The organism is Mycolicibacterium sp. XJ662, from assembly GCF_053484035.1.
The window spans coordinates 25,495-51,457 of the sequence record NZ_JBEFTL010000001.1 but is presented as its reverse complement, the minus strand read 5'-3'; the positions used below and the strand labels follow the sequence as shown (position 1 = coordinate 51,457).

Annotated in this window: 28 protein-coding genes; 14 read left to right on the top strand and 14 right to left on the bottom strand. The window is 68.2% G+C overall.

The features are described from left to right. Complete coding sequence (locus tag ABQE93_RS00265) at positions 1 to 675, top strand: TIGR04282 family arsenosugar biosynthesis glycosyltransferase (RefSeq protein ID WP_448406467.1); 675 nt, start codon at positions 1 to 3, stop codon at positions 673 to 675. Here ABQE93_RS00265 and ABQE93_RS00260 read toward each other — a convergent pair. Next, positions 647 to 1,990 carry a hypothetical protein gene (locus ABQE93_RS00260; protein ID WP_448405261.1) on the bottom strand — a complete coding sequence of 448 codons (1,344 nt, stop codon included), beginning with the start codon at positions 1,988 to 1,990 and terminating at the stop codon, positions 647 to 649. The genes ABQE93_RS00265 and ABQE93_RS00260 overlap by 29 nt on opposite strands. A 13-nt stretch (positions 1,991 to 2,003) precedes the next feature. Beyond that, positions 2,004 to 2,618, bottom strand: a complete 615-nt coding sequence (locus ABQE93_RS00255) for a pyridoxamine 5'-phosphate oxidase family protein (protein WP_448405260.1) — start codon at positions 2,616 to 2,618, stop codon at positions 2,004 to 2,006. A 56-nt stretch (positions 2,619 to 2,674) separates the two neighbouring features. On the opposite strand from ABQE93_RS00255, the gene ABQE93_RS00250 reads away from it, so the two are divergent. Next, positions 2,675 to 3,019 carry a DUF3140 domain-containing protein gene (locus ABQE93_RS00250; protein ID WP_069406360.1) on the top strand — a complete coding sequence of 115 codons (345 nt, stop codon included), beginning with the start codon at positions 2,675 to 2,677 and terminating at the stop codon, positions 3,017 to 3,019. A gap of 2 nt (positions 3,020 to 3,021) precedes the next feature. On the opposite strand, the gene menE is transcribed toward ABQE93_RS00250, so the two are convergent. The 10 genes from menE to ABQE93_RS00200 all read right to left on the bottom strand — a co-directional run bounded on the left by menE (position 3,022) and on the right by ABQE93_RS00200 (position 11,034). After that, positions 3,022 to 4,107 carry an o-succinylbenzoate--CoA ligase gene (gene menE / locus ABQE93_RS00245; RefSeq protein WP_448406466.1) on the bottom strand — a complete coding sequence of 362 codons (1,086 nt, stop codon included), beginning with the start codon at positions 4,105 to 4,107 and terminating at the stop codon, positions 3,022 to 3,024. Positions 4,108 to 4,157: 50 nt separating this feature from the next. After that, complete coding sequence (locus ABQE93_RS00240) at positions 4,158 to 4,460, bottom strand: DUF3349 domain-containing protein (RefSeq protein WP_448405259.1); 303 nt, start codon at positions 4,458 to 4,460, stop codon at positions 4,158 to 4,160. A 14-nt stretch (positions 4,461 to 4,474) separates the two neighbouring features. Then, a complete protein-coding gene (locus ABQE93_RS00235) occupies positions 4,475 to 4,759 on the bottom strand; it encodes a hypothetical protein (RefSeq protein WP_448405258.1) in 285 nt (94 codons plus the stop codon). A gap of 22 nt (positions 4,760 to 4,781) precedes the next feature. Then, positions 4,782 to 5,993, bottom strand: a complete 1,212-nt coding sequence (locus ABQE93_RS00230; RefSeq protein ID WP_448405257.1) for an inorganic phosphate transporter — start codon at positions 5,991 to 5,993, stop codon at positions 4,782 to 4,784. A gap of 27 nt (positions 5,994 to 6,020) precedes the next feature. Then, the gene (locus ABQE93_RS00225) at positions 6,021 to 6,392 is read right to left on the bottom strand and encodes a VOC family protein (RefSeq protein ID WP_448405256.1); all 372 of its coding nucleotides are present in this window, start codon (positions 6,390 to 6,392) and stop codon (positions 6,021 to 6,023) included. Between the two features lie 64 nt (positions 6,393 to 6,456). Beyond that, positions 6,457 to 7,998, bottom strand: coding sequence for a long-chain-fatty-acid--CoA ligase (locus ABQE93_RS00220; RefSeq protein ID WP_448405255.1), 1,542 nt, complete (start codon positions 7,996 to 7,998; stop codon positions 6,457 to 6,459). 5 nt (positions 7,999 to 8,003) lie between these two features. Beyond that, positions 8,004 to 8,882 (bottom strand): SDR family oxidoreductase, encoded by an 879-nt coding sequence (locus tag ABQE93_RS00215; protein WP_448405254.1) that lies wholly within the window; start codon positions 8,880 to 8,882, stop codon positions 8,004 to 8,006. Positions 8,883 to 8,976: 94 nt separating this feature from the next. Continuing rightward, complete coding sequence (locus tag ABQE93_RS00210) at positions 8,977 to 9,888, bottom strand: 1,4-dihydroxy-2-naphthoyl-CoA synthase (RefSeq protein WP_448405253.1); 912 nt, start codon at positions 9,886 to 9,888, stop codon at positions 8,977 to 8,979. Then, on the bottom strand, positions 9,885 to 10,337 hold the full coding sequence (locus tag ABQE93_RS00205; RefSeq protein ID WP_448405252.1) for a nitroreductase/quinone reductase family protein: 453 nt from the start codon (positions 10,335 to 10,337) through the stop codon (positions 9,885 to 9,887). The genes ABQE93_RS00210 and ABQE93_RS00205 overlap by 4 nt, the downstream gene beginning before the upstream one ends. Before the next feature lie 10 nt (positions 10,338 to 10,347). Continuing rightward, positions 10,348 to 11,034, bottom strand: a complete 687-nt coding sequence (locus ABQE93_RS00200) for an HAD family hydrolase (protein ID WP_448405251.1) — start codon at positions 11,032 to 11,034, stop codon at positions 10,348 to 10,350. Between the two features lie 118 nt (positions 11,035 to 11,152). On the opposite strand from ABQE93_RS00200, the gene ABQE93_RS00195 reads away from it, so the two are divergent. Both ABQE93_RS00195 and ABQE93_RS00190 read left to right on the top strand, forming a co-directional pair. Next, positions 11,153 to 11,362, top strand: a complete 210-nt coding sequence (locus ABQE93_RS00195; RefSeq protein ID WP_448405250.1) for a ribosome modulation factor — start codon at positions 11,153 to 11,155, stop codon at positions 11,360 to 11,362. After that, positions 11,362 to 11,979: a nucleoside/nucleotide kinase family protein gene (locus tag ABQE93_RS00190; protein WP_448405249.1), complete on the top strand. Its 618-nt coding sequence runs from the start codon at positions 11,362 to 11,364 to the stop codon at positions 11,977 to 11,979. The genes ABQE93_RS00195 and ABQE93_RS00190 overlap by 1 nt, the downstream gene beginning before the upstream one ends. A gap of 17 nt (positions 11,980 to 11,996) precedes the next feature. Here ABQE93_RS00190 and ABQE93_RS00185 read toward each other — a convergent pair whose 3' ends face one another. Both ABQE93_RS00185 and fadD8 read right to left on the bottom strand, forming a co-directional pair. Then, a complete protein-coding gene (locus ABQE93_RS00185) occupies positions 11,997 to 13,265 on the bottom strand; it encodes a hypothetical protein (RefSeq protein WP_448405248.1) in 1,269 nt (422 codons plus the stop codon). Positions 13,266 to 13,355: 90 nt separating this feature from the next. Beyond that, positions 13,356 to 14,990 carry a fatty-acid--CoA ligase FadD8 gene (gene fadD8 / locus ABQE93_RS00180; RefSeq protein ID WP_448405247.1) on the bottom strand — a complete coding sequence of 545 codons (1,635 nt, stop codon included), beginning with the start codon at positions 14,988 to 14,990 and terminating at the stop codon, positions 13,356 to 13,358. A 436-nt stretch (positions 14,991 to 15,426) separates the two neighbouring features. Here fadD8 and ABQE93_RS00175 point away from each other — a divergent pair, with 436 nt between their 5' ends. The 10 genes from ABQE93_RS00175 to ABQE93_RS00130 are packed head-to-tail and all read left to right on the top strand — an operon-like array spanning position 15,427 to position 25,962. Continuing rightward, positions 15,427 to 16,263 carry an MlaE family ABC transporter permease gene (locus ABQE93_RS00175; RefSeq protein ID WP_448405246.1) on the top strand — a complete coding sequence of 279 codons (837 nt, stop codon included), beginning with the start codon at positions 15,427 to 15,429 and terminating at the stop codon, positions 16,261 to 16,263. After that, a complete protein-coding gene (locus ABQE93_RS00170; RefSeq protein ID WP_448405245.1) occupies positions 16,263 to 17,117 on the top strand; it encodes an ABC transporter permease in 855 nt (284 codons plus the stop codon). Before ABQE93_RS00175 ends, ABQE93_RS00170 begins: the two co-directional genes overlap by 1 nt. Then, positions 17,117 to 18,757, top strand: coding sequence for an MlaD family protein (locus tag ABQE93_RS00165; protein WP_448405244.1), 1,641 nt, complete (start codon positions 17,117 to 17,119; stop codon positions 18,755 to 18,757). Before ABQE93_RS00170 ends, ABQE93_RS00165 begins: the two co-directional genes overlap by 1 nt. Beyond that, on the top strand, positions 18,754 to 19,809 hold the full coding sequence (locus ABQE93_RS00160; RefSeq protein WP_448405243.1) for an MCE family protein: 1,056 nt from the start codon (positions 18,754 to 18,756) through the stop codon (positions 19,807 to 19,809). The genes ABQE93_RS00165 and ABQE93_RS00160 overlap by 4 nt, the downstream gene beginning before the upstream one ends. Further along, positions 19,802 to 20,839, top strand: coding sequence for an MlaD family protein (locus tag ABQE93_RS00155; protein WP_448405242.1), 1,038 nt, complete (start codon positions 19,802 to 19,804; stop codon positions 20,837 to 20,839). The genes ABQE93_RS00160 and ABQE93_RS00155 overlap by 8 nt, the downstream gene beginning before the upstream one ends. Beyond that, a complete protein-coding gene (locus tag ABQE93_RS00150) occupies positions 20,836 to 21,954 on the top strand; it encodes an MlaD family protein (RefSeq protein ID WP_448405241.1) in 1,119 nt (372 codons plus the stop codon). The genes ABQE93_RS00155 and ABQE93_RS00150 overlap by 4 nt, the downstream gene beginning before the upstream one ends. Then, a complete protein-coding gene (locus ABQE93_RS00145) occupies positions 21,954 to 23,252 on the top strand; it encodes an MlaD family protein (protein ID WP_448405240.1) in 1,299 nt (432 codons plus the stop codon). Before ABQE93_RS00150 ends, ABQE93_RS00145 begins: the two co-directional genes overlap by 1 nt. Further along, positions 23,249 to 24,496 carry an MlaD family protein gene (locus tag ABQE93_RS00140; protein ID WP_448405239.1) on the top strand — a complete coding sequence of 416 codons (1,248 nt, stop codon included), beginning with the start codon at positions 23,249 to 23,251 and terminating at the stop codon, positions 24,494 to 24,496. The genes ABQE93_RS00145 and ABQE93_RS00140 overlap by 4 nt, the downstream gene beginning before the upstream one ends. A gap of 27 nt (positions 24,497 to 24,523) precedes the next feature. Next, the gene (locus ABQE93_RS00135) at positions 24,524 to 25,165 is read left to right on the top strand and encodes an Rv1363c family protein (RefSeq protein WP_448405238.1); all 642 of its coding nucleotides are present in this window, start codon (positions 24,524 to 24,526) and stop codon (positions 25,163 to 25,165) included. After that, positions 25,165 to 25,962: a mannan-binding protein gene (locus tag ABQE93_RS00130; protein ID WP_448405237.1), complete on the top strand. Its 798-nt coding sequence runs from the start codon at positions 25,165 to 25,167 to the stop codon at positions 25,960 to 25,962. Before ABQE93_RS00135 ends, ABQE93_RS00130 begins: the two co-directional genes overlap by 1 nt. Position 25,963: the final 1 nt, after the last annotated feature.

Genomic DNA, 25,963 nt, shown 5'->3' with positions numbered 1-25,963 from the left:
GTGCTGCCGGTGGTCGGGTTGGTGGTCGCCAAGGCGCCGGTGCCCGGGCTGGCCAAGACGCGCCTCGCCGCCAGCATCGGTGAGCGGGCCGCCGCCGACATCGCCGCGGCCGCGCTGCTGGACACCCTGGACGCGATGGCCGCCGCACCGCTGCAGGCCCATGTGGTGGCGCTGGCCGGCGACCTCGAGGGCGCCTGCCGCATCGGCGAAATCCGGGACAGCCTAAGCAGATTCACCGTGGTTCCGCAGCGCGGCGCCGACTTCGCCGAACGCCTCGCCAACGCCCATCGCGACGCCGCCGACGCCGCGGGCTACCAGGCGGTGCTGCAGATCGGGATGGACACCCCACAGGTCTCCGAGGAGATGCTTGCCGAGTGCGCGCGCGAACTTCTCGGCACGCAGGCTGTCGTCGGGCTCGCCGAAGACGGCGGATGGTGGGTGCTCGGGGTGTCCGATGCCGCGATGGCCGACTGCCTTCGCGGCGTGCCGATGTCGCGGCCGGACACCGGCGCGTTGACGTTGGCCGCGTTGTACGCCAAGGGAATCGACGTGCGGCTGGTCGCCGAACAGGCCGACTTCGACACCGTCGACGATCTCGACGCCGTGCACCGGGCCTGCCCGGCGGGCAGCCGGTTCGGCCAGGCGATCACCAGTTTGTCAGGATCAGGTGGTTGAGCGCCAACGCGCCGACCACGTTGAGCGCCAGCCACCAACGGTGTGACCGCGGCGGTAACAGCGCGGCCGCCGCGGGCAGCCACACCGTGAACGGCAGCCAGATCCGTTCCGTCTCAGCCTTGCTGAGCATCGACAGGTCGGCCAACGCGATCGCCAGCAGCGCGCCGATCATCAGCATGTGCAGACCGGCACGCCGCCGGATCGCCGCGATGTCGAAGACCCGCCCGATACCGGCCACGCTGCCCAGCCCGATCGCGCACACCACCGACGCCAGGTTCGCCCACCCCCAGTAGGAGAACGGCCGGTCGCTGGCGATACCCTGCCAATAGCGTTCCTGCACAAGGAAGTAGCCGTCGAACCACCAGAACCCGGCCGCCAAGAACACCACTGCCACCGCACCGGCGACCATCGCCGCCGGGGCCAGCGCGCGCAGCGCCACCCGCCACGACGGCGCACACACCAGCACCGCCACCGCCGGCAGCGCCATCAACACCAGCCCGTAGTTGAGGAATATCCCCCAGCCCAACAACAGCCCCGCACCGCACGCGGCGAGCACCGGCCAGCGCGCCGTACCCCGAACCGCCAACGCCAACAACGCGATACCCCACGCCGCCACGCCCGCGAAGTAGCCGTCGGCCGACACCGCGATCCAGATCGCCGTCGGCGCCACCGCGACGAACGGCGCCGCCAGCCGCGCGGTGTCCTCGGTGGCCAACGCGCGCACCGCAACCAGGATCGCCGCCGCCGCGCTGGAGCCCACCAGAAGGCACAGCAGCGCCGCCCATGTGCCGCCGCCCATGCCGATGCGGTCGAGCCACACGAACGTCAGCAGCGCTCCGGGTGGATGGCCCGACACGTGGGTGATCCACGAATCCGGTTGGTAGTCCAGGATTCTGTCGGCGAACGTGCGCACCGCTTCGGGGATGTCGGTGACCGTGGGCACCTGGCGCAGATACTCGTGGCGGGCGGTGAGCCGCCCGGCGAACCCGCGTTGCCAGCCGTCGACCATCGCCAGCGAAAAGGCCCACGCGCACGCCGTCGCCCAGGTCAGCCACAGCAGCGCGCGCCACGGCAACCGTCGCGTGATCCGCTGTCCCCACAGCACCGCGGCGGCGCCGATCATGATCGCCGGCACCGTGCCCCAGCCGACGTGGGCGTCGAACCAGCCGAAGATCGGCGGCGCCCCCGCGAACGCTTCGAGCCGCTCCGGCGACGCGTTGATCAGCGGTGTGACGCCGATGTCCAGGCGCGGGAGCAGGAACGCCGCCGCCACTAGCGCCACTCCGACGGCGACGGCCACCCACTCCGGGGACACGGGGCGCCGCAACTTAGTACAGCGCCTTTCGGTAGTTCGCTTCGCTGTAGTACTCGTCGAGTTGTTCCTGGGTCCAGTCGTGGCGCACCGCCTTGGCGATCCGCGCCGCGCTGGGCACCGCGTCGGGCGCCCAGGTCGACGGGTCCCACGCGTCGGCCCGCAGAAAGGCCTTGGCGCAGTGGAAGAACACCTCGTCGATCGCGATCTCCAGCGCCAGCGTCGGGCGCTTACCCTGCACCACCAGCGCGTCGAAGTAGTCGGCGTCGGCCAGGATGCGGCCGGCGCCGTTGATGCGCAGCGTGTCGCCGCGCCCGGGGATCACGAACACCGTGCCGACCCGCGGGTTCTGCAGCACGTTGAGGTATCCGTCGACGCGCTTGTTGCCGCGCCGGTCGGGGATCGCGATCGTCGTGTCGTCGATGACGTGGACGAAGCCGGCCGGGTCACCCTTGGGCGACACGTCGACGTGGCCCTGCGCGTCCGTGGTCGCGACGAAGCACAGCGGCGAGTGCGCCAGCCATTGCCTCTGTACCGCCGACAGCCGGTCCTTGACCTTGTTGGCGACGTACTGGTCGGGCTCCCCGACGATCGCCCGCAGTTGCTCGACGCTCTCGACTTCGCGACGCATCGTCCTATCATGCCGTGCAGCGATTAACCGGTGCGGGGTCCGGGTAGCCGTTCGGCATGGCACATCATGTCGAAGTCGAACCGGAACTCTGGGAGGAGTTTCACCGGGTCGTGAACATGACATCGCGGGAGCTGCTCGACTGGCTGCGCACGCGGTCGGCCGACGAGGGCACCGAGGAGCTACCGGACCAGGCGGGCACCAAAACGGGTCGCGCGGTCCTCGACATCCTGCAGAAGCGCCGCGGAGACCTCACTGACGAGGACGAGCGCGTGATGCGCAAAGTCGTCGACCGGATCCACGCCGAACGCCGTGACGACCTCGAGCCCACCGCGGGCCAGGAGAACTGGCGCCACCGGCTGATGACGATCGGCCACGACCCGCTCAAACCGGCGCCGCGCTGAGCTCAGCCGAACCGGGCGGCGAGCGCGCGCCGGTCCACCTTGCCGATGCCGCGCCGCGGCAGCGCCGTCACCGCGTGTACCTCCCGCGGTGCGGCGGTGACGTCCAGGGTCTGCGCGACGTGGGCGCGCAACTCGGCCACCGTGGGCGCGGCCTGCCCGGCGGCGACGACGACCGCCGCGGCCACCCGCTGGCCGAGCCGGTCGTCGGGCACCGCGAACACCGCGCACTCGGTGACCGCGGGATGCGACGCCAACGCGGTCTCCACCAGCTGGGGTAGCACCGTCAACCCGCCGGTGCTGATCGCCTCGTCTGCCCGGCCGAGAATCGTCAGGCGGCCTGAATCATCCACCGCGCCAAGGTCATCGGTGCGGAACCAGCCCGGCTCCGCGAACGGGTCGGGGTGCACCGGGTTGCGGTAGCCGTTGGCCAGGGTCGCGCCACCCAACACCACCCTGGCGTCATCGATGCGCACCCGCACCCCGTCCAGCGCGACGCCGTCGTACACGCATCCGCCCGCGGTTTCACTCATCCCGTAGGTGCGTACCACCGCGATGCCCGCGTCGGCAGCGCGGCGCGCCACCGCGGCAGGCAACGGGCCGCCGCCGATCAGCACGGCGTCCAGTGACGCCAACGCCGCCGTCGCCGCCGGATCCCGCAGCGCCTTGTCGAGTTGCGCCGCCACCAGCGAGGCGTAGCGCCGCCCGGCGCCCAGCGCGCCCACCGCCGAAACCAGTTCGGCCGCAGCGAATCCCGGTGCGATCGCCACCGGTGCCGTACCCGCGACGACGCTGCGCACCAACACCTGCAGCCCCGCCACATGATGGGCGGGCAGCGCCAGCAGCCACCTGCCCGGGCCGCCCAGCCTCGCGTGGGTGGCGTCGGCGCTGGCCGTCAACGCGGCCGCCGACAGCATCGCGCCTTTGGGGACACCGGTGGTCCCGGACGTGGCGACCACGACCGCGACGTCGTCGTCGACGGCGGATCCGGCCCGTAACGACGTTGTCAACAGCGAACTTTCGCGCTCATCATCGGCCGGCACCGGTAGCAGCGACGTTCGCCCCTCGAGCGCGTCGGCCACGACGGGCAGCAGGGACAGCGCCGAGGCGCCGGACGCGACGGCGACGGGGCGCAGGACGGCTATGCGTCCTCCTCGGGGTCGCGGGGGTCGTCGAGCGGCCAGCCCTTGGCGGCCAACCGGCTGCGCACCCGCTCGACGTCGTCGACCGACGGCAACCCGTCGGTGATCTGGGTGATCAGCACCCCGATGTCGGCGTTGTCGAACTCGCCGCGGGCCATCAACTCCCGCGCGACAGCCTTGACCTCGTCGTCGGTCAGCCGCCGTTTGAGCAGCGCCAGCAACGGAACCCGGTCAGGGCCGGGCACACCCTCGGGATAGCCGTCGGTGATCCACGCGACGATCTTGGCCAGAAACTTGGTCACAATTACTCACGATGCTACGTGGGTTGCGCGCCGAGCAGGTACAGCCCGGTCTGGTGGCCGATGAAGTCACGCGCGATGAACAGCACCCCGATCACCACCGCGACCAGCACCAGCGCGAAGAGCGCCCAGCTCAGCGCCATGAGCCTCGGATTGCGTTGCGCTGCACCGCCTTCAGTGACGCCGGCTCCTGTCGCGTTGAGCCGCACCCCGATCGCGAACAGCGCGGGCAGCCCCGCCCCGATCACCAGCCCGACGGCCAGGATCTTCAGCGCTGCGATGTAGTTGAACCAGTCACTCACGGTCGGTCTCCGGTCATCGGGGTCATACGGGCTCGGGTGTCTTGACCGGTTGCGGTGGTGCGTCGGGTACGGGCGGCACCGGCATCGGGGCTTGCGGCGCGGTACCTGCGGTCAGGTTGCCCTCCCAGTCGTTGTTGACGTTCTGGTGGTCGATCGGCGCCTTGCGCGACCGCAGCCAGATCGCCAGCGAGACCGCCACCAGCAGCAGGAAGCCCACGCCCGCACCGGTGTAACCGCCGATGGCGTTGACTATCCAGTAGGTCAGCGCGCCGACGAGCCCGGCGGCGGGCACTGTGATCAGCCACGCCGACGCCATCCGTCCGGCCACGCCCCAGCGCACCTCCGCGCCGCGCCGCCCGACGCCGCTGCCGAGGATCGAACCGGTCGCGACATGGGTGGTCGACAGCGAGTAGCCGAAGTGGCTGGACAGCAGAATGATTGCCGCCGAGGAGGATTCGGCGGCCATTCCCTGCGGTGGTTTGATCTCGACGAGGCCCTTGCCCAGCGTGCGGATGATGCGCCAACCCCCGAGATAGGTGCCCAGCGCGATCGCCAGGGCACACGACAGGATGACCCAGAACGGCGGCATCGGATCGGACTCGCTGGCCGAGCCGTAGGCGATCAGCGCCAGGAAAATCACGCCCATCGTCTTCTGCGCGTCGTTGGTGCCGTGCGCCAGCGACACCAGCGCCGCCGAGCCGACCTGCCCGTAGCGGAACCCGCTCTCGGTGCGCTTCTCCGGGACGCCGCGCACCATGCGGTACACCAGCCAGGTGCCCACCCCGGCGACGACGGTGGCGATCACCGGTGCCAGCACCGCGGGCGCCAGCACCTTGGACACCACGCCCTGCCAGATCACGCCGTGGCCGCCGACCGCGGCCAGCATCGCCCCGACCATGCCGCCGATCAGCGCGTGCGAGGAGCTCGACGGCAAGCCGAGCAGCCAGGTCAGCAGGTTCCACACGATGCCGCCGACCAGGCCGGCGAACACCAACTCGAGGCTGACCAGGCCCGGATCGATCAGCCCCTTGGCGATGGCCGCGGCGACCGCAGTCGACAGGAACGCGCCGATGAGGTTGAGCACCGCCGACATCGCGACGGCGACCTTCGGCTTGAGCGCGCCGCTGGCAATCGAGGTCGCCATGGCGTTGCCGGTGTCATGGAAGCCGTTGGTGAAGTCGAAAGCCAGTGCCGTGATCACGACGATGATCAGCAGAAAAAGCTCAAGGCTCACAGTGCGGATTCTCCGGGTGGCATCGCGTTATCCTCTGGTGTCCCGCCGCAGCGGATGGGTCTCCGGAACCTGCACGAAGATGAGATGCACCCCGTCCGGATCGTGTACATGCATCTCGTGTAAACCCCACGGTTCCTGCCGGGATTCCCGTGCGATCGGCACGCCGCGTCCCGCCAACTCCTGTTCGGTGGCGTAGACGTCGCGCACTTGCAGCCACATCGCGCCCCCGGCGTTGGGAGTGCCGTGGCCGGCCAGCTCGATAAGCGACTGACCTGCGAAGAAGACGGTACCCGAGCCGTAATCCCTGGCGATGGCCAGCCCCAGCTCGTCGCGATAGAAGCGCACCGAGCGTTGGTAGTCGGCCGGTCGGATGAGCATCCGGCTGGCCAGGATCTCCATACAGATGTGTGTAGCACGTCGTGGCCGTGATCCAACCGCGACACCCGGCGCAACCCCAGGCGCGTCACCGGACTCGCCGGTTCACGCCGCGCCAGTGCGGCTCCCGCAGCTCGCGCTTGAGCAGTTTGCCGCTGGGATTGCGGGGCAGTTCGGCGGCGAAATCGACCGATTTGGGCAGCTTGAATCCGGCCAGCCGGGCGCGGGCGAACCGGATCAGCTCGGCGGGATCCGGGCCGGGATTCTGAGCGGGGACGACGATGGCCTTGACGGCCTCGCCCCAGGTGTCGTCGGGTACCCCGATCACGGCGACGTCGGCCACCTGGGGATGGGCCATCAGCACGTTCTCCACCTCGGCGGGGTACACGTTCTCCCCGCCCGACACGATCATGTCCTTGACCCGGTCGTACAGGTAGAGGTAGCCGGCGTCGTCGAGGTAGCCGACGTCGCCGGTCTTCAGCCAGCCGTCGCCGGTGAGGGTCTCGGCGGTGGCCTGCGGGTTGTTCCAGTAGCCGAGCATGTTCTGCGTTGAACGGGTCCACAGTTCGCCGACGGTGCCGCTGGGCGCGTCGCGGCCGTCGGCGTCGACGACGCGCATCTGCACCCACGGGTACGGCTTACCGCACGACCGCAGCAGCGCGGCATCGTGGTCGTCCAATTGCGTTATGGATCCGGTGGTTTCGGTCATGCCGTACACCTGGCGCATATCGCAGCCGAACCGCTCGATGGCCTTGACAAGCACATCGTCGGTGATCGGTGATGCGCCGTAGACGATGACCCGCAGGCTGGACAGATCCGCGGAGTCGATGCCGGGGGTGGCCAGCAGCCGCTGGATCACCGCGGGCACCAGCAGCATGTTGGTGATGCGGTGTTTGGTGATCGCGGCCAGGATCGCATGCGGGTCCACGTCGCGCAGCAGCACGGTCGCGCAGCCGACGTACAGGCCGACCAGTGCCCAGCCGGAGCCGGCCATGTGGAACAACGGCATCACGGCCAGGCTGACCGCGTCGGCGCTGAACAGCCACTGGTGGGCGCACCCGACCGTCTTGGCCAGGTAGTTGGCGTTGCTCAGCATCGCGCCCTTGGGTGCGCCCGTCGTTCCCGAGGTGTACATCAACACGGCGACGTCGTCGGAACTCGTTGCAACGTAAGGGTCTTCGTCGGTCTGCGCGGTCAGCCAGTCGTCGAAGGACGGCCAGCGCTCGTGCTCGCCGATCGCCACCACGGTGTGCACGTGCTCGAGTTGGTCGACGATCGCTTCGAGGTGCCCGAAGAACTCGTGCCCGACCACCACCGCGGCGGCACCGGCGTCGGCGATGACGTGGGCCATCTCCGGCGCGGCCAGTCGCCAGTTCACCGGAACGCCGATCGCGCCGAGTTTGGCCAGCCCGCACAGGACCTCGAAGAATTCGACGCCGTTCTTCTCGACGAACGCCACCCGGTCGCCGAACCCGACACCGGCCGCGCGAAACGCCTGTGCGGCTTGGTTGGAGCGCGCGTCGAGTTCGGCGAAGGTGACGGTGCGCTCACCGCAGATCAGCGCGACGGCGTCGGGGCGCTGCGCGCCGTGGCGGCGCACGATGTCGGCGACCGTGGTGAGCTCGGGCATCGGGGTCAAGGCTGGACGGTCTGCCGCTTCATCAGCGCGTTGAGCCAGTTGGGGGCGACGGTGTCCAGCGCCCTGGCCGTCATCGCGATCCGCGGCGCGATGCGCACCGGCCGTTTGCGCGCGGCCAGAATCATCCAGTCGGCCGCCTCTTCCGCGGTCAGCGCGGGCAGACCCTCGTAGGCCTTGGTCGGGGCGATCATCGGGGTGGCCACCAACGGGTAGTACAGCGTGGTGGAATGTACACCGGCAGAAGACCATTCGGTCTCGATCACCCGGCTCACCGTGGACAGTGCGGCCTTCGACGCGTTGTAGACCCCGAACAGCGGGGAGGCCTCGCTGAGCACACCCCACGTCGACACGTTGATGATGTGGCCGTCTTTGCGCTCGCGCATGCCCGGGGCCAGGCCGCGGATCAGGCGCAGCGGGGAGTAGTAGTTGAGCGTCATCGTGCGTTCGACGTCGTGCCAGCGATCCAGCGAATCGGCGAGCGGGCGGCGGATCGACCGGCCGGCGTTGTTGACCAGGATGTCGACGCCGCCGAGCTCGCCTTCGACCCGGTCGACCAGCGCGTCGCAGGCGTCCATGTCCGACAGGTCGCACGCGTGTGCGGTCGCGCTGCCGCCGGCGGCGGTGATGCGGTCCACGACCGCGTCGAGCAGCTCTTGGCGGCGTGCGGCCAGCACCACCGTCGCGCCGCGGCGGGCGAACTTCTCCGCGGCCGCCTCGCCGATGCCCGAGGACGCCCCGGTGAGCAGGACCCGCTTACCGCGCAGGTCGACGTCGGCCATATCCGGCCGCAACAGCACCAGTTGCGGCGCCAACGGCGGCCGCATCGTGGTCAGCACGACCTGCTCGCGCAACCGCCGCAGCGGGCTCTTACTCACGAGTCCGCAGTCTAGGCGGCCCGCGAACGTGGGTTACCCGCACACCATTGGCGCCTCAACCGTGACGCGAGCCCACACTCGGCGGCCTGGTTCGTCAGAAGTAGCGCGGGAAGTTGCTCCAGTCCGGGTCGCGCTTCTCCAGAAACGCGTCGCGGCCCTCGACGGCCTCATCGGTCATGTACGCCAGACGCGTTGCCTCACCGGCGAACAACTGCTGGCCCACCAGGCCGTCGTCGCTCAGGTTGAACGCGTACTTGAGCATCCGGATGGCCTGCGGCGACTTGCCGTTGATCTGCGCGGCCCACTCCAGGCCGACCTTCTCCAGGTCGGCGTGGTCGATGACCTTGTTGACCGCGCCCATCGTGTGCATCTGCTCGGCGGAATAGGCGTCGCCGAGGAAAAAGATCTCGCGGGCGAACTTCTGCCCGACCTGTTTGGCCAGGTAGGCGCTGCCGTACCCGCCGTCGAAGCTGCCGACGTCGGCGTCGGTCTGCTTGAACCGCGCGTATTCGCGGCTGGCCAGCGTCAGGTCGCAGACCGCGTGCAGGCTGTGCCCGCCGCCGGCCGCCCAGCCGTTGACCAGGCAGATCACCGGCTTGGGCATGAACCGGATCAGCCGCTGCACCTCGAGGATGTGCAGTCGGCCGGCCCGCGCCGGATCCACCGTCTCGGCGGTCTCACCCGCGGCGTACTGATAGCCGCTGCGGCCGCGGATGCGTTGGTCACCGCCCGAGCAGAACGCCCAGCCGCCGTCCTTGGGCGACGGGCCGTTGCCGGTCAGCAGCACCACCCCGACATCCGAGGACATCCTGGCGTGGTCGAGCACGCGGTACAGCTCGTCGACGGTGTGCGGCCGAAACGCGTTGCGCACCTCGGGCCGGTCGAAGGCCACCCGCACCGTGGGTTGCGCCACGTCATCGAGCACGTGGCGGTGATAGGTGATGTCGGTCAAGTCGAACCCGGCGACGGGCTGCCAGAGTTTCGGGTCAAATGGGTTGTCGCTCATAGGTTTATCGGCTCCAAGAGAAAGACGGGGCAGCGCCCGGCGAGCTGTTCGAACTCGTCGGGGTTGGGCCCGGTGACCAGGCCGATGCTCTTCATGAAGTCCACACCGGTGGGCACCTCGACCGGGAACGCGCGCAGCAGCGGACGGGCCTCGTCGATCGGCATCTCCACCACGCGGACGCGTTGGCTGTTGCGGCCCTGGTGCAGGGTCGCTTCACCGGCGGCGCGCAGGTTGGCGGCCCAGTCCGAGCCCGGCACCCCGCCGACGATGTAGCGCTTACCCTCCACCGTCATCGGAGTGACCGGGGTGGACCGCATCTTGCCCGTCTTGCGGCCGGGCACGCTCAGCACGACGGGGCCCTTGCCGCCGAACCCGACGCCCAGTTTCTGCAGGCCGATCATCACCTTGTTGACGTACTTCAGCCACCACGGCAGCGACGCGTTGGACATGGCCACGACGTTACGTGACCGCGACGCCGCAGTCCGCGAGCGCCGTTCGCAGCCCGTCGGGGCGCTCGGTGGTCGGCAGCGGATCGACGAGGATGAAGCCGCATCCGACCGCGCGGGCGCCGCCGTCGGCCTCGTCGCTGTCGCCGACCATGACGGCGTGCGCGGGGGCGTCCACCCCGAGCCGCGCCAGCGCGGTCTCGAAGATCTGGGCGTCGGGTTTGACCGCGCCCACCTCGAAGGACAGCACGAACTCGTCGACGTCGGCGTCCGCGCCGATGCGGGCGAATGCGGGCCGCACGTCGAACGCGATGTTGGACACCACCGCGGTCTTGATGCCCTGCCTGCGTAGCCCTTTGAGCACATCGGCGGTGTCGGGATACGGGGTCCAGCACGCCGGGTCGACCACTCGGCGGTACAGATCCTCGGCGTGATGGTGCGCCAGCCCGGATTCGCGCAGCACGTGCAGGTAGGCCTCCCGGTGCAGATGCGGTGCGAGGTCACGGTTGACCCAGGCGTGGTAGGCGTCCTCGGGCATGTCCACGTGTTGCCCGGTCGGTGCGGTCAGCCTGCGCATCAGCTCGGCCTGAACGTGGCCGTCCACCTCGCGTTCGTCGACCTCCATGCCGGAGAACCAGCTGTCGTCCTCCTCGAGGCGAAACAGCGTGCCGGAGAAGTCGAACAGCACGGCCTGGACCACCGCACCATGTTAGCGGCGTGCGCGCTCACCCCCTTCCCCCCGAGCAGACGCAAAATGGTGTCGACACGCCGGTGTGCATACGTTTCTGTGTCTGCTCGCGGTGGGAAGGTGATCGGTGATGGCTCATCGTTTGGTTACCGCTTACCGGGAGGGACGCAAGGCGTTCCCGCACACGCTCGTCAACCCGTATGCCGGCATCGGCGACCGCGTGGTGGCGCGGATGTGGCGGCTGGGCTGGCAGCGCGCCGCCGAGGAGAACCGCGGCATTCCCAGCGAAAAGGAGCGCATCGCGCGGCTGGCCGCGGAGATCGACGCGTTGCTTGAGTGATGGCCCCGCTGCCGCCGGACCTCGCGGCGCGGGTGGCTGCCCTGCTGGATCGGCAACGCCGCGTCGTGCTCGGCATCACCGGCGCCCCGGGCGCGGGCAAGTCCACGCTGGCCGAGGCCGTGGTCGCAGCGTTCGACGGCGCCGCCTACGTGCCCGTGGACGGCTTTCATCTGGCCGATGTCGAGTTGGCGCGGCTCGGCCGGCTCGACCGCAAGGGCGCGATCGACACGTTCGACGGATACGGCTATCTTGCGCTGCTGCAACGCCTTCGGGCCCAGCCGTCGCACACCGTGTACGCACCCGGCTTCCATCGTGACCTCGAACAGCCCATTGCGGGCAGCATCCCCGTCGCACCCGATGCGCGGCTGATCGTCACCGAAGGCAACTACCTTCTCGACGACGACCCGCCGTGGCCGGCCGTGCGCGACCTGCTCGACGAGGTGTGGTTCCTCGATGTCCCCGACGACGAACGCCTGCGACGACTTGTCAAGCGGCACATACAGTTCGGCAAGACCGACGAGCATGCGCAGACCTGGGTGCGCGACGTCGACGAGCCCAACGCCGCCCGGATCCAGGCGTGCCGGCACAAAGCCGACCTGATCGTGCCCCTCCCGTAGCGAGCACCCACCCCGCGTCAAATACCGTCGAGCGCCCCGGCGATGTCGTTCCGAGACCACAGATTCAAGAAGTTCGTCATCATCAACAGGCGGCTGCGGGCCTGCTCGTTGTCGGCGATCCGGGTGTCGAACCGGTCGGGTACCGATGACGGCAGCAGCTTCAACAGGTACGCCGGCACATCCAGCAGCCACGCCAGGCCCATCACCGCGACGTAGAGCAGCAGCTGCCGCTTGACCGTGCCCACCTGCAATAGGGGCCCGCCCGCCGAGCGGAACTCGCCGAGGAAATGGTCGAGCAGCGCATCGAAGTGCTGGTTCCAGATGTCGGTCTCGGCGCTGCACATCGCACCCCACAGCACCATGGCGAGGTTCATCTGGCCGACACAACCCCAATCCAGCAGCCCGCATTCGAGGTGGCCGTCCGGGTGCCGCGAGAACCACGCGTTGTCGACGTTGGCGTTCCAGTGGCATAGCGCGACGTAGTCGGGATCCTTGGCCAGGTACCGCCAGATGGCCGCCTCCGACGCGGGGAAGCGGGTCACCTGATCACGCAGTCGGGCAAGGAATTTCGGGTCGTGGATGTCGTCGGGCAGCAGGTTCGGGTGCGCGACGGCGAATTCGGCGAGCCGGTCGACGCGGCGCTGCAGTTGTTCGGCGGTGTAGGGCGCGCGTTCCCCGACCGACAGCCGCTGCATGTCGACCGGGAAATGTTCGACGAGCTCAGCGGGCAGCCGACCGGCCTTGTGTGAGCCGGCGAGCCGGCCGAGGGCACCCAGCATCGCCTTGTAGTGGCCGACGGGGTCCGGCATGGTGTAGTCCATGCATTTGTCGTAGTGCGGTTCGATACCGTTGGCGCCGTATGTGATTCGTTCGGTGATCAGGATACCGGTGCCCGACGGCGCGTGGTAGTCGGCGAACAGGCAGCCCGGCACCGCGATCGGAAAGCCCGCCATGCGCGACAACAACGCGAAGCGCACCTCGAACTCCATCTGCGTGCGCCCGCCGTCGCGTGCGGCGTCGTCGAAGTCGCGGGAGAACTTGACGAACAGGTCGATCGGCAGCGCCTCGGAGCCGGAGTAGGCGACCGACAGCAGCGCCTTGCGGCCGGTGCTGCCACCGCGGAACTCCCGAAGGTCGGTGATGGCGGCGACGTCGTCGTGCGCGCCGAGCGCCCCGGAGCGGCGGAACGCCTCGGTGAGAAACGCTGCCCCGCCGTCACGTAACGCGTCGGCGTGCGCGGGCATGTCGACGCCGAGATAGTCCCCGCGCACCCAAGCGTCCTTCATCGATCGTCACCTTCTCCCGCGAGCGTGCGCAAAGTCGGGTTCCTTGTCGGTGTGTCGGCCGCAAACACGCACGCTCGCGCCCAAAAGGGATCAGCCGACCGCGCGCTCGGAGCCCTCCCAGAACTGCGCGCGCACCGCCTTCTTGTCCGGCTTGCCCAACGCGGTCACCGGCACCGAGTCCACGACGATCACCTGCTTGGGTGACTGCACCGAACCCTTGCGCTCCTTGACCGCGGCCTGGATCTCCGACGTCATCCGGGTCACCGCCTCATCGGAGCGGTCGGCGTCGGGGCGCAGCACCACCACGGCCGTCACCGCCTCACCCCACTTCTCGTCGGGCGTACCGATGACACACACCTGTGCGACCGAAGGGTGTTCGGCCACAACGTCTTCCACCTCGCGCGGAAACACGTTGAAGCCGCCGGTGACGATCATGTCCTTGGTCCGGTCGACGATGTAGTAGAAGCCGTCGGCGTCTTCGCGGGCCAGGTCGCCGGTGTGCATCCAGCCGTCCCGGAAGGTCTCGGCGGTGGCTTCCGGTTTGTTCCAGTAGCCGCCGGAGACCAGCGGGCCGGACACGCAGATCTCGCCGACCTCGCCTTGGGGCACCGGCTGGCCGTCCTCACCCAGCAGCGCCACCCGCGCGAACAGCGTCGGACGCCCGCACGACGTCAACCGCTTCTCGTCGTGGTCGCCCTTGGCCAGATAGGTGATCACCATCGGGGCCTCGGATTGGCCGTAGTACTGGGCGAAGATCGGCCCGAAACGACGGATCGCCTCGGCCAGCCGCACCGGGTTCATCGCCGAGGCGCCGTAGTACACCGTCTCCAGCGACGACAGGTCGCGGGTGTGCGAATCGGGGTGGTCCATCAACGCGTAGATCATCGACGGCACCAGCATGGTGGCGGTGATGCGCTGCTCCTCGATGACCCGCAGCACCTCGGCCGGGTCGAACTTGGACAGCACCACCATCTCGCCGCCCTTGACGATCGTCGGCACAAAAAACGCCGCCCCGGCATGCGAAAGCGGCGTGCACATCAGGAATTTCGGGTTCTCGGGCCACTCCCACTCGGCCAGCTGGATCGTCGTCATCGCGGTGATCGACTGCACCGTGCCCATCACACCCTTGGGCTTGCCCGTCGTCCCGCCGGTGTAGGCCATGCCGCCGATGTGGTCGGGCGGCAGGTCCGCGGCCGCCAACGGGCGCGGCGCGTACTTTTCGGCCTCGGCGGTCAGATCCACCGCGACGCCGGTCAGTGCCTGTGGCACCGGCCCGATGGTCAGGATCTGTTTGAGCGACGGCACCTTCTCCAACAGCCCCAGCGCCCGTTCCACGAACATCGGCACCGGGTCGATGATCAACGACGAGATGCCGGCGTCGTCGAGGACGTAGGCGTGGTCGTCCAGCGAGCCGAGCGGATGCAGCGCCGTGCGGCGGTAGCCCTGGGTCTGTCCGGCGCCGATGATCATCAGCACCTCGGGGCGGTTCAGCGACAGCAGGCCTACGGCGGCGCCGGTGCCGGCGCCCAGGGCCTCGAACGCCTGGATGTACTGGCTGATGCGGTCGGCGAGTTCGCCGCCGGTCAGCGTGGTGTCGCCGAGGAACAGCACCGGCTTGTCCTTGTTGCGCTTCAGCGCCCCCACCGTGAGGTGGCCGGAGTGGATGGGGTGGCGCAGCAGGTCCACCGACGAGCGCTCGCGCGAGGAGTCAACAGCCTGGGTCATGGCCACCAGACTAGAACCTGTTACAGAATGCCGGCCCCGGCACCCCGTATGCGCCCGGTCAGCGCGCGGGCGGCTGAGAAGCGGGCTGGACACATGCTGATGGCGCTGAGTTATCCGCGGCCGTGGCCCGCGCCGCCGCAGGACTGCTTCGCACCGACCGGCGCCTCGTCAATCGCGGGTCAAACGCGAGTCAAACGCGGGCGTCAGCATCCTCGACTGGTAGCTGCGGCGAGTATTCGGCAATTCCGCAGACTCGGCATTAGTTAATGTGCATACTCATCAGCACTGAGGTGGATCACTGAAGACCATGGTGGGCCATCGGGGCGGTCGGTCACGCGATTAGGCGAAGTCAAGTGAATATGCTGCATTTGTCCGCAGACATGGGGGTTGCGGCGAACACCGACGTGAGGCATTAAGTTAATGACCATTCGTAACTATGGCGCGTAGTGACAGCGTCGAAGCCATCGGCGATTGGGCGGGTGGCTACGTCAAACGTCACCCCTTGGCTTCGCTGGCGACCGCCGGTGACCAGTTCGTGCTGGGTGTGCGGACGGTGCAGTTCTTCTTCGTCGACCTGTTCACCGGCCGGTTCCAGTGGCAGGAGTTCATCCGCCAGGGCGCGTTCATGGCAGGGACGGCCGTGCTGCCCACGGTGCTGGTGGCCCTGCCGATCGGTGTCACGCTCTCCATCCAGTTCGCGCTGCTGGCCGGGCAGGTCGGTGCCACGTCGCTGGCAGGAGCCGCCAGCGGGTTGGCCGTCATCCGGCAGGCGGCCTCGCTGACCGCGGCGATCCTGATGGCCGCGGCCGTCGGCTCGGCGATCACCGCCGACCTCGGCTCCCGCAAAATGCGCGACGAGACCGACGCGATGGAGGTCATGGGTGTTTCGGTGATCCGGCGCCTCGTGGTCCCGCGGTTCGCCGCCGCGATCATGGTCGGCGTCGCCCTGACCGGCGTCGTGTGCTTCGTCGGGTTCCTCGCCAGCTACCTGTTCAACGTGTACTTCCAAAACGGCGCACCGGGCAGCTTCGTGGCCACCTTCGCGGCGTTCACGACGACGGGCGACATGATCGTGGCCCTGGTGAAGGCGGTCATCTTCGGCGCGATCGTCGCCGTGGTGTCCTGTCAGAAGGGGATGTCCACCCAAGGCGGGCCCACCGGTGTCGCGAACTCGGTCAACGCCGCCGTCGTCGAATCGATCCTGATCCTCATGGTCGTCAACGTCGCGGTCAGCCAGCTCTACATCATGTTGTTCCCGCGGGTGGGGCTCTGATGGCGTCGACGTTCGTCCCGCCGGTCCTGGCGCCGTTTGTCCGGCTCTACGACAAGGCCACCCCCCCGATCGCCCGGCTCGGCCACATGCTGGTGTTCTTCGCCCGCGCGATCGCGGCGATCCCGGTGGCGCTGCGGCACTATCGCGCCGAGTTCGTCCGGCTGCTGTCCGACATCGCGTGGGGCAACGGCTCGCTGGTGGTCGGTGGCGGAACCGCGGGCGTGGCGATCGTCCTCGGCATCACCGTCGGCGCGCTCGTCGGCATCGAGGGCTACAACTTCCTGGACCTGCTGGGCCTGGGCCCGGCGACCGGCATCATCTCCTCGCTGGTGAACACCCGCGAACTGGCGCCGATCGCGTTGTCGCTGGCGTTCGCCACCCAGGCCGGCTGCCGGTTCACCGCGCAACTGGGCTCGATGCGGATCTCCGAAGAGATCGACGCGTTGGAATCGCTGGCGATCCGGCCCATCCCGTACCTGGTGACCACCCGGCTGATGGCCTCGGTGGTCGTCGTGATTCCGCTCTACGTGGTGTGTCTGGCGGTCAGCTACCTGACGACACAGCTTGTGGTTCAAGTGATCAGCGGCGGAGCGACCGGGTCGTACCTGCACTACTTCACGTTGATGCTGTCGGGCCAGGACATGTTCTACTCGTTGCTCAAGGCGATCATCTTCGTGTGGATCGCCACGACGATCCAGTGCTACTACGGCTTCTACGCCGCAGGCGGACCCGAAGGTGTCGGGGTGGCCGCCGGACACGCCATGCGGGCCAGCATCACGGTGGTGATCATCGTCAACATGCTGCTCACCATGGCGCTGTGGAATGTCGACTCCGGAGCAAGGTTCGGCGGCTAGTGCCCAACTCCTTTGACCTCGACGGCCGCGGGCCCACCGATCGTCAGCTGATCGGCGCGGGAATCGTCGTTGTTCTTGTGGCCGCGCTGATTACAGGCGTCCTGTTGGTCAAGTCGACGGGGCGGCTGGATCCGTTCGTGCGCGTCGTCGCGAACCTCGTCAACGTCGGCGACGGGCTGCCGCAACGCTCCGACGTGAAGTATCACGGCGTGCTCGTCGGCGCCGTCGAAAGCGTCACCCCGGCCGCCAACGGCGAACCCAACTACGTCCATATCAACCTCGACCCGCACTACGCGAAGTCGATACCGGCGACCGTCACCGCACGGGTGGTGCCTTCCAATGTGTTCGCGGTGTCGTCGGTGCAACTCGTCGACCAGGGCAGCGGGCCGCCGATCGAGGCCGGTGCGCACATCGCGGAGGACACCGAGCTGCCGACCGTGTTGTTCCAGACGACGATCAGCAAGCTGCGCGACATCCTCGCCGCCACCGGGCGCGGCCGCGAGGACAAGACGGTGGGCATCCTGGCCGCGGTCAACGAGGCCACCGAAGACCGGCGCACCGAGCTGCTGGCCAGCGGCGCGCAGCTCAACCGCCTGGTCGACGAGGTCGATGCGATCGTGGCGAAAGACCCTGGCCCCACCACGGTTTCGGCGCTCATCGACGCCACCAGGGGGCTGCGCTCGACCGCGCCGGAGTTGATCGACGCGCTGCACATGGCCGTGGAGCCGATGCAGACCCTCGTCGAGCAGCGCGCCCAACTCGACGCGCTGGTCACCGGCGGGCTGCACACCGTGGGAACCACGCGTACCGCGCTGCACAACCACACCGACCGGATGGTCAAGATCACCTCCGAGCTGACCCCGGTGATGGGTGTCCTCGCCGACACCTCGCACCACTGGCTGCCGGCGTTCGTCAAACTGAACGGCTTGTCCGACAAGTTCTTCGAAGAGGTGTGGCGGCCCGAGCGCAACATCGGCAACATGCGGATGAACCTCTCGTTCACCCCGACCTACACCTACACCCGAGCCGACTGCCCGCGCTACGGTGAGCTGAAGGGACCGAGCTGCTACACCGCGCCGCTGGTCGTCACCCGGCCCGAGTTGCCCGACGTGTTGCTGCCGCAGAACTATCAACCGCCCAAGGACCTGGCGCCGCCGCCGGGCACCATCCTCGGGGAGAGCGGGAACCTGATCGCGGTGGGTCCGCCGCTGGTCAACCCGAACCCGAGCCTGGCGGACCCGAATCCGCCGCTGCCACCGTGGATGTCGCCCGCACCGCCGGTACCGGACACGGCCAACGACGCGCTGGTGCCCATCCCACCGCCGGCGCAGAACCAGTCCCCGCCCGCGCCGGTGGCACCCAAACCAAACGAGCCGCCGCCGGCCCCCGCGCCGCCACCGCCCGCGCCCCGGCCGATACCGCTGCCCGCTGAAGCCGCGCCCGCGTCTGCTGTATCGCCGGCTCAGCCGGCGGCCTTTGGCGGCAACGTCGGCCCCGTCGGGTCCACCCAGGAACGCGCGGCGCTCAGCGTCATCACCGGCCAACGGGTCACCGCGGCAACACAATTGCTGCTCGGCCCGGTGGCGCGCGGGACCACGGTCTCGACGGAAGAACCGATCGCGGGAGAGGAGCCCCGATGAAGTCCCGCGGCGCGCTGATCGGGCTGTCGCTGTTCATGGTGGTGGCGATGGCGTTGACGTGGCTGGTCTACGTCACGTTGCGCCGCGACGTGTCCGGAACGACGACCCCGTACGCGGCGGTGTTCACCGACGTGTTCGGGTTGCGCGAGGGCGACGACGTGCGGATGGCCGGCGTGCGCGTCGGCCGGGTGGAAAGCATTGACCTGGACGGTAAACACGCCAAGGTGTCGTTCGTGGTGCAGAGCGACCAGCAGCTGCTGGGCACCACGGTCGCCTCGGTGACCTACCAGAACATCGTCGGGCAGCGGTATCTCGGGCTGTCGCTGGGCAGCATGGGCGAGCCCGAACCGCTGCCGCCGGGCAGCGTCATCCCCGTCGAACAAACCGATCCGTCGTTCGACGTCGGCCGGCTGCTCAACGGATACGAGCCGCTGTTCAGCGTCCTCGACCCGCGCCACGCCGACAACCTCACCAAGGGCGTCATCCAGTCGCTGCAGGGCGACCAGGGATCCATCACCGCCCTGGTCGACCAGACCGCGCAGTTGACCGATGCGTTCGCCGGCCAGGACGAGGAACTCGGCGGGGTGATCACCGACCTCAACCTGGTGGTCGCCAACCTCGCCAGGCACAACGACGACCTCGACCACATCGTCGGCGAAGCCCAGTCGGTGGTGTCGACCTTCGACGCGCGACGACCCCAGCTCGTGGACTCCATGGGCTCGATGGCGAAGGTGGTGCGCCAGCTGTCGACGATCTCCGACGAGGTGTACCCGCCGCTGAACGAACTCGTCCAGCGGCAACCGGGTTTCGCCAAACACATGCTCGGTATCGAACCGCAGCTGGCGTTCGTCGGCGCCAACCTGCCGCTGATGCTCAAGGGATTCGCCCGCATCACCAGCGAGGGCACCTACGCCAGCGCCTACGCGTGCAACCTCGACGGCACCGCGTTCTTCCCGGGGCTCAACGATGTGACCCCGATCGTGGTCGACGCCGCCACCCCCGGAAACAAAGCCCGCTACACCCCCAAGTGCAGGTCGATGGCCAATGGCTAAGCGAATATTTCACGGCCGGCGCCCGCTGGAGAGCTACAGCAAGACGTGGCTGGGCGTCGTCGCGGTCGTGATGGTGTCGGTGCTCGTCGGGGCGCTGCTGCTGGTGCGGGTCGCCGACTTCGGCTACCGCCACTACACCGCGCATTTCCTGCAGGCCGCCGCGCTACAACCCGGCAACCCGATCACCGTGGCCGGTATCCCGGTGGGCGAAGTCAAGAACATGGAGCTCAAAGGAGACTACGTCGAGGCGGGCCTGAAGGTGCGCGACGACGTGGTGCTGGGCGAGGACTCCCGCGCCTCGATCAAGATCACGACGATCCTGGGCTCGCGCTACCTCGCGCTGTACCCCGACGGGCCAGGGTCGTTGCCGGACAACACGTTCGACATCACCCACACCGAGGTTCCCTACGACCTGCAGGAGGCGCTGTCCGACGTCACCACAACCTATGAGCAGGTCGACTCCGATCAGTTCGCCGAGACGCTGGCGATCCTCGGCAAGCAGCTGGAGACGCTGCCGCCGGTCGTCCCGCAGGCGCTGGAGAACACCCACACGCTGTCGACGATCATCGCCGAGCGCCGTGACCAGCTCGGTGAACTTCTCGAGACGACCGAGGTGGTCAGCACCACCCTGCGCCGCCAACAGTCGACCATCGGCAACCTGGTCAACCAGGGCAACTCGTTGCTCGGGGAGTTCGTCGCCCGCCGCGCCACCTTCCACACGATGATGGACTCGCTCACCAACCTCGTACAAACGTTGAGCAGCATCGTTATCGACGACCGCCCCGAACTGGAGGAGTTGCTGAGCAACCTGCGTGAGCTGTCCACCCTGCTGGCCAAGAACGACGGTATGGTGCGCAGCATCCTGCAGTCCGGGCCGATCGCCTTGCGCGGTATCGCCAACATCACCGGTACCGGCAACGCCATCGACTTCAACGCCTCCGGCGGCCTGCTGGTCGACTCGTGGATGTGCGCGATCAGCGGGCGCGCCAAGCAGTTCTCGATGATCGAGTACTACCAGGACTGCAAATGAGAACCGCCAGAAGCCGGATCATCGCGATCGTCGCCGTCGGCTTGGCCGCGGTGCTGGTGCTCGCCGTGCTGGTGGGCAAGTTCGCCAAAGACCAGCTCGACACCATCACCGTGACCGCGCAATTCGACAGCGCGGCAGGCCTTTACGAAGGCAACGTGGTCGCCGTACTCGGGATGCCGGTCGGCAAGGTCACCAAGATCACCCCGAAGGGCGGCTACGTCGAGGTCGACTTCACCGTCGACAAGGATGTGAAGGTGCCCGCCGACGTGCAGGCGGCCACCATCTCGAACTCGATCCTGACCGACCGCCAGATCGAGTTGACCCCGCCGTATTCCGACGGCCCCACCCTGCAGAACCACGACACCATCGGCTTGAACCGCACCCGCACACCGGTCGAATTCGCCCAGGTGCTCAATGTTCTCGACAAACTCGCCGTCTCACTGCGTGGTGACGGAAAAGGCAACGGGCCGATCGCCGACGTGGTCGATGCCAGCGCCGCGATCGTCGACGGCAACGGCCAGCAGATGAAGGATGCCTTGGGGGAACTGTCGAATGCGTTGCGGCTCAGTTCGGAGCGCGGCACCGTGACCAAGGACCAGCTGACGACGATCGTGCGCAACGTGAGCTCGCTGTCGGAGGCGGCGGCCCGCAACGACGAGATGATGCGCGAGTTCGGTTCGTCGATACGGGCGCTGAGCCAGATCCTCGCCGACGAGCGGCTCGGCACCGGCACCACCGGCAAGAAGATCAACGAGGTGCTGACCCACACCGGTGAGGTGCTGCAGACCCACCGCGAAACCATCAAGGAGTTGGTCGCCAACGGCGACGTCGTGCTGAACACCTCCGTCGAGCACGAGCGCGATCTCAAGGAGTTCCTCGACGTCGCGCCGATGACCCTGGACAACCTGTACAACGTCGCCGACGAGAAGAACGGGGCGCTGCGGGTCAAGGTCGTCACGGACAAGGTGCTGTTCGACAACCAGCTGATCAAGGAGGTCTGCAACATGATGGGCCTGCGGCAACTTGGTTGCAGCACAGGCACAATGCAGGACTTCGGACCGGACTTCGGGTTGACCTACATGCTCGAGGGGCTCGCGGCGATGGGGCAGAAGTGATGACGACCGCGCGGGTCCGACGACGCGTCGCCGCCGTGTTGGCGGTGACGGCCTGCTTCACCGCGTCGGGTTGCGCCACAGACGGTTTGGCCAGCCTGCCGTTGCCGGCGCCCAGTGTGGGCGCCGAGGGTTACCAGATAACCGCGGTGTTCTCCAACGCGCTGAACCTGCCCGCGAGCGCGAAGGTCAAGCTGGCCGGCGCCGACATCGGCCAGATGGAGTCGATGGTGGCGCGCAACTACACCGCGGTGACCACGCTGCGGATCATGGACGGGGTCCAGTTGCCGCAGGGCAGCACCGCCGAGTTGCGTTCCGCCACACCGCTCGGAGATGTGTTCGTGGCGATCAAACCGCCGACCACGGTCGCCCCTGGCACGCCGTTACTGAAGGATGGCGACACCATCGGGCTGGAGTCGACGTCGGCGGCGGCCACCGTCGAATCCGTACTGGGGTCGGCGGCGATTTTGGTCAACGGCGGTGCGGTGCGCAACTTCACCAACATCATCAACGGGCTGGGCAAGGCGACCGGCGACCAGGGCGAAGCGTTCGGCACCCTGATCCGCAAGACCAACGACACGCTGGGCACGCTCAACGCGCGCTCCGCACAGATCTCGACCGCGATGACCGAGACGTCGCGGTTGTCCAGCGAGATCGCCGCGAAGAACCAGGTTCTCAGCGACGTGATGGCGCAAGCTCGTCCGGCCACCGACACCCTGGCGGGCCATACCACGCAGATCGCCGACCTCGTCGAGCAACTCGGCGACGTCTCCGGTCAGATGCGCAAGTTCCCCTCGATCGCCGGCACCGACACCAGCGGCCGCAGCGTGATCGTCGACGCCAACACCATCGCGGCCGCGTGGAACGACGTCGCGCTGGCCCCGGACGCCACGCTGTATGCGCTCAACCGGTTGATGCCGCCGTTCATCAAGACCATGACGAGCAACGCGATCGCGTTGGACGCCAGCGTCGACCGGTTGGTGCTGGGATCCATCCCCGACATCGGCTACGCGGGGGACCCCGGATTGCACGGTCCGAAACGACATAACTGGCATCAGCTGGTGGGCACGCTGAAGTACACACTGTGGCGCCTGCAGGAAAGGATCGTCGGCAAGGGACCCGGGGTGCCGCAGGTCCCGGTGATCCCCAGCCCGACCGAACCCGGCGAGATCATCGTCGCTCCCGGGGCGCAGCAGGCGGCCCCACCGCCGCCCGAGGCGTCCCACGGGCCGCCGCCACCTTCGCCGTCGCCGTCGGCGCCGCTACCGTCGGCGCCGTTACCCGCGGAGGCACCACGATGATCGGCGCCGTCGCGGATCGAATCGTCGGGCTGGTGCGGTTCGGCTACCGCCGGCGCGCGTGGCTTTCCTCGATCGGGCTGGTCATGACGCTGGTGGTCGCCACGGCGTACCTGATGTTCGGGGCGCTTCGGGTGAACCCGTTCGCCGACAGCTACCAGCTGACCGTCACGTTGCCCGAGTCGGCGGGGCTGCTGCCCAACCAGGACGTGACGTTGCGGGGTGTGCAGATCGGGCGGGTCGAGCGGCTCGACATCACCCCGGACGGCGTGAACGCGGTCGTCAACGTCAAGTCGACGGTGCAGATCCCGCAATCGGCGGACGTGCGGGTGTCGGGGTTGTCGCCGGCCGGTGAGCAGTACATCGACTTCGTTCCCGACGGCCAGTCGGGCCCGTACCTGGCCGACGGCGCCGTGATCGGCCAGGACCGGGCCACCGTGCCGGTCAGCCTGGCCGAGTTGCTGGCGAACGCCGACGGGGCGCTGGCGCAGGCCGACACCGAAGAGCTCGAACTTCTGCGCAGAGAACTGAGCATGAGCGAAGCCGGGCCGCAGAAACTCGCCGACATCGTCGACGGCGGCACGTTCTTGTTGTCCACCCTGGACTCGGTGCTGCCCGAGACCAGCTCGCTGTTGCGCACCAGCCGCGTGGTGTTCACGATGGTGGCCGACAAGAACGCCGGAATCGACGTCGCCTCAGACAATCTCAGCGAGAGCTTCGCCGGCATCAACAGGATGCGCGACGGTTACCGTCGACTCACCGACCAGACGCCGAAAACCCTGGAACAGGTCGACAACCTGTTCGTCGACAACTCCGACACCATGGTGCAGCTGCTGGGCAACCTGACCACCACCTCGCGGCTGCTCTATCTGCGGGTGCCCGCGCTCAACGCGCTGTTCCCCGATTACCGCACCTCGGTGTTGGATGCCCTCGGCACCGCGATGCACAGCGGCGGGCTGTGGGGCACCGCGGAGATCTATCCGCGCTACACCTGCGACTACGGCACACCGAAACTGCCACCGTCGGCGGCGGACTACCCGGAGCCGTTCATGTACACCTACTGCCGCGACGACCACCCTGGCGTCCTGGTCCGCGGGGCGAAGAACGCGCCGCGGCCCGCCGACGCCACCCCCGGACCCCCGCCCGGCGCCGACCTGGGCCGGCAGACCGATCCAACCCCGAAGGGGCGCTACACGATCCCGACCCCCTACGGTGGCCCGACGCTTCCGATCGAGCCGCCCCGCTGACCCGAGCATGTCCGCTAGGAGATGATGATGTCCGTGAGCACCGACAAAGACCGCGACGCCGGCGACAAGACCGAAGAGCCTGAAGCCGTCGACGAGGCCGAGGCCGAAGTCGACGAGACCGAGGCCGTCGAAGAGGCCGACGACAAGGCCGACGACAAGGCCGAGGCCGACGGACAGCCCACCGCGCGCAATTGGCGCCGCCACGTATGGCGCGGCGCGGTAGCGGCGGCGTTCGTGGTGGTCCTGGCCGCCGCCGGGTACCTGGGTTGGCAGCTGTGGCAGGAACGTCAGGTCGCACAGGCCGGGCAGGAGGCGCGGCAGGCCGCGACGGACTACGCGCAAGTGTTGACAAGCATCGATTCGGCGAAGGTCGACGAGAACTTCGACGCCGTACTCGACGGGGCCACCGGTGAATTCAAGGACATGTACTCGCAGTCCAGCGAGCAGTTGCGGCAGCTGCTGATCGACAACAAGGCCTCGGCGCACGGCGTCGTGCTGGAATCGGCAGTGCAGTCGGCGACCAAGGACAAGGCCGTCATCCTGTTGTTCGTCGATCAGTCGGTCACCAACACCAACGTGCCCGATCCGCGCATCGACCGCAGCCGCATCAAGATGACCATGGAATACGTCGACGGGCGTTGGCGCGCAAGTAAAGTCGAATTGCCGTGATGCGCCTGGCGAGTGCGGTCGCCGCGTCGCTGGTCGCCGCCACGCTGGTGGCCGCTCCGGCCGCGAACGCGTCGGCGCCCTCGTTCTGCAGTGAGCTGGGTGGACAGTGGGACGGGCAATTCTGTACGACATCGGTGGAGTCGGAGCGCAAAGCAGTCCGCAACATCAAAATGGCGTTGCCCGGCGATCTCGTGGAGAACCCCGTCATCCGGGAGTACCTCACCAACCTGATGAACAACTGGCGCAATGCGGCGCAGAAGACCGTCCAGAACAGCTTCGGAGAGCAGCACTTCCAGATCTTTCATCACGGCGATGCGATGTCCGTCGTCTTCCACGAGATGTACTCGGGTACGGTCGGTACCGACGCCCTGGCGCATCCCAATGCGCCCATCATCAGCGACGCCTACCGCACCTTCACCTTCGCCGGCGGGCGGCAGATCCAACTGGCAGATCTCTTCAAACCCGGCGTTGACCATTTCGCTGAGATCCCGCGCCTGGGTGCGCCGTTCATCGTCGCTGCCCTCGATGCCGCACCGCCGCCGCACCAGCCCGGCACCTATCCGTTCACCCCGGACCGCTGGACCCCGGACAAGGTGTACTCCGGCGCCTACAAGGCGTGGGCGCTGACGCCCGACGAACTGGTCATCTACATGCCGGACTACCCGGTGGCCCGCGACCGCCCGATCAACTTCAGCCCGGGGCTCATGCAGTGGGCGATGGACGGCGGCACCGTTCAGGCGCACATCCCGCTCACGGCGCTGGCGCCGATCCTGCGGCCCGAATTCGGGGGCCATTAGC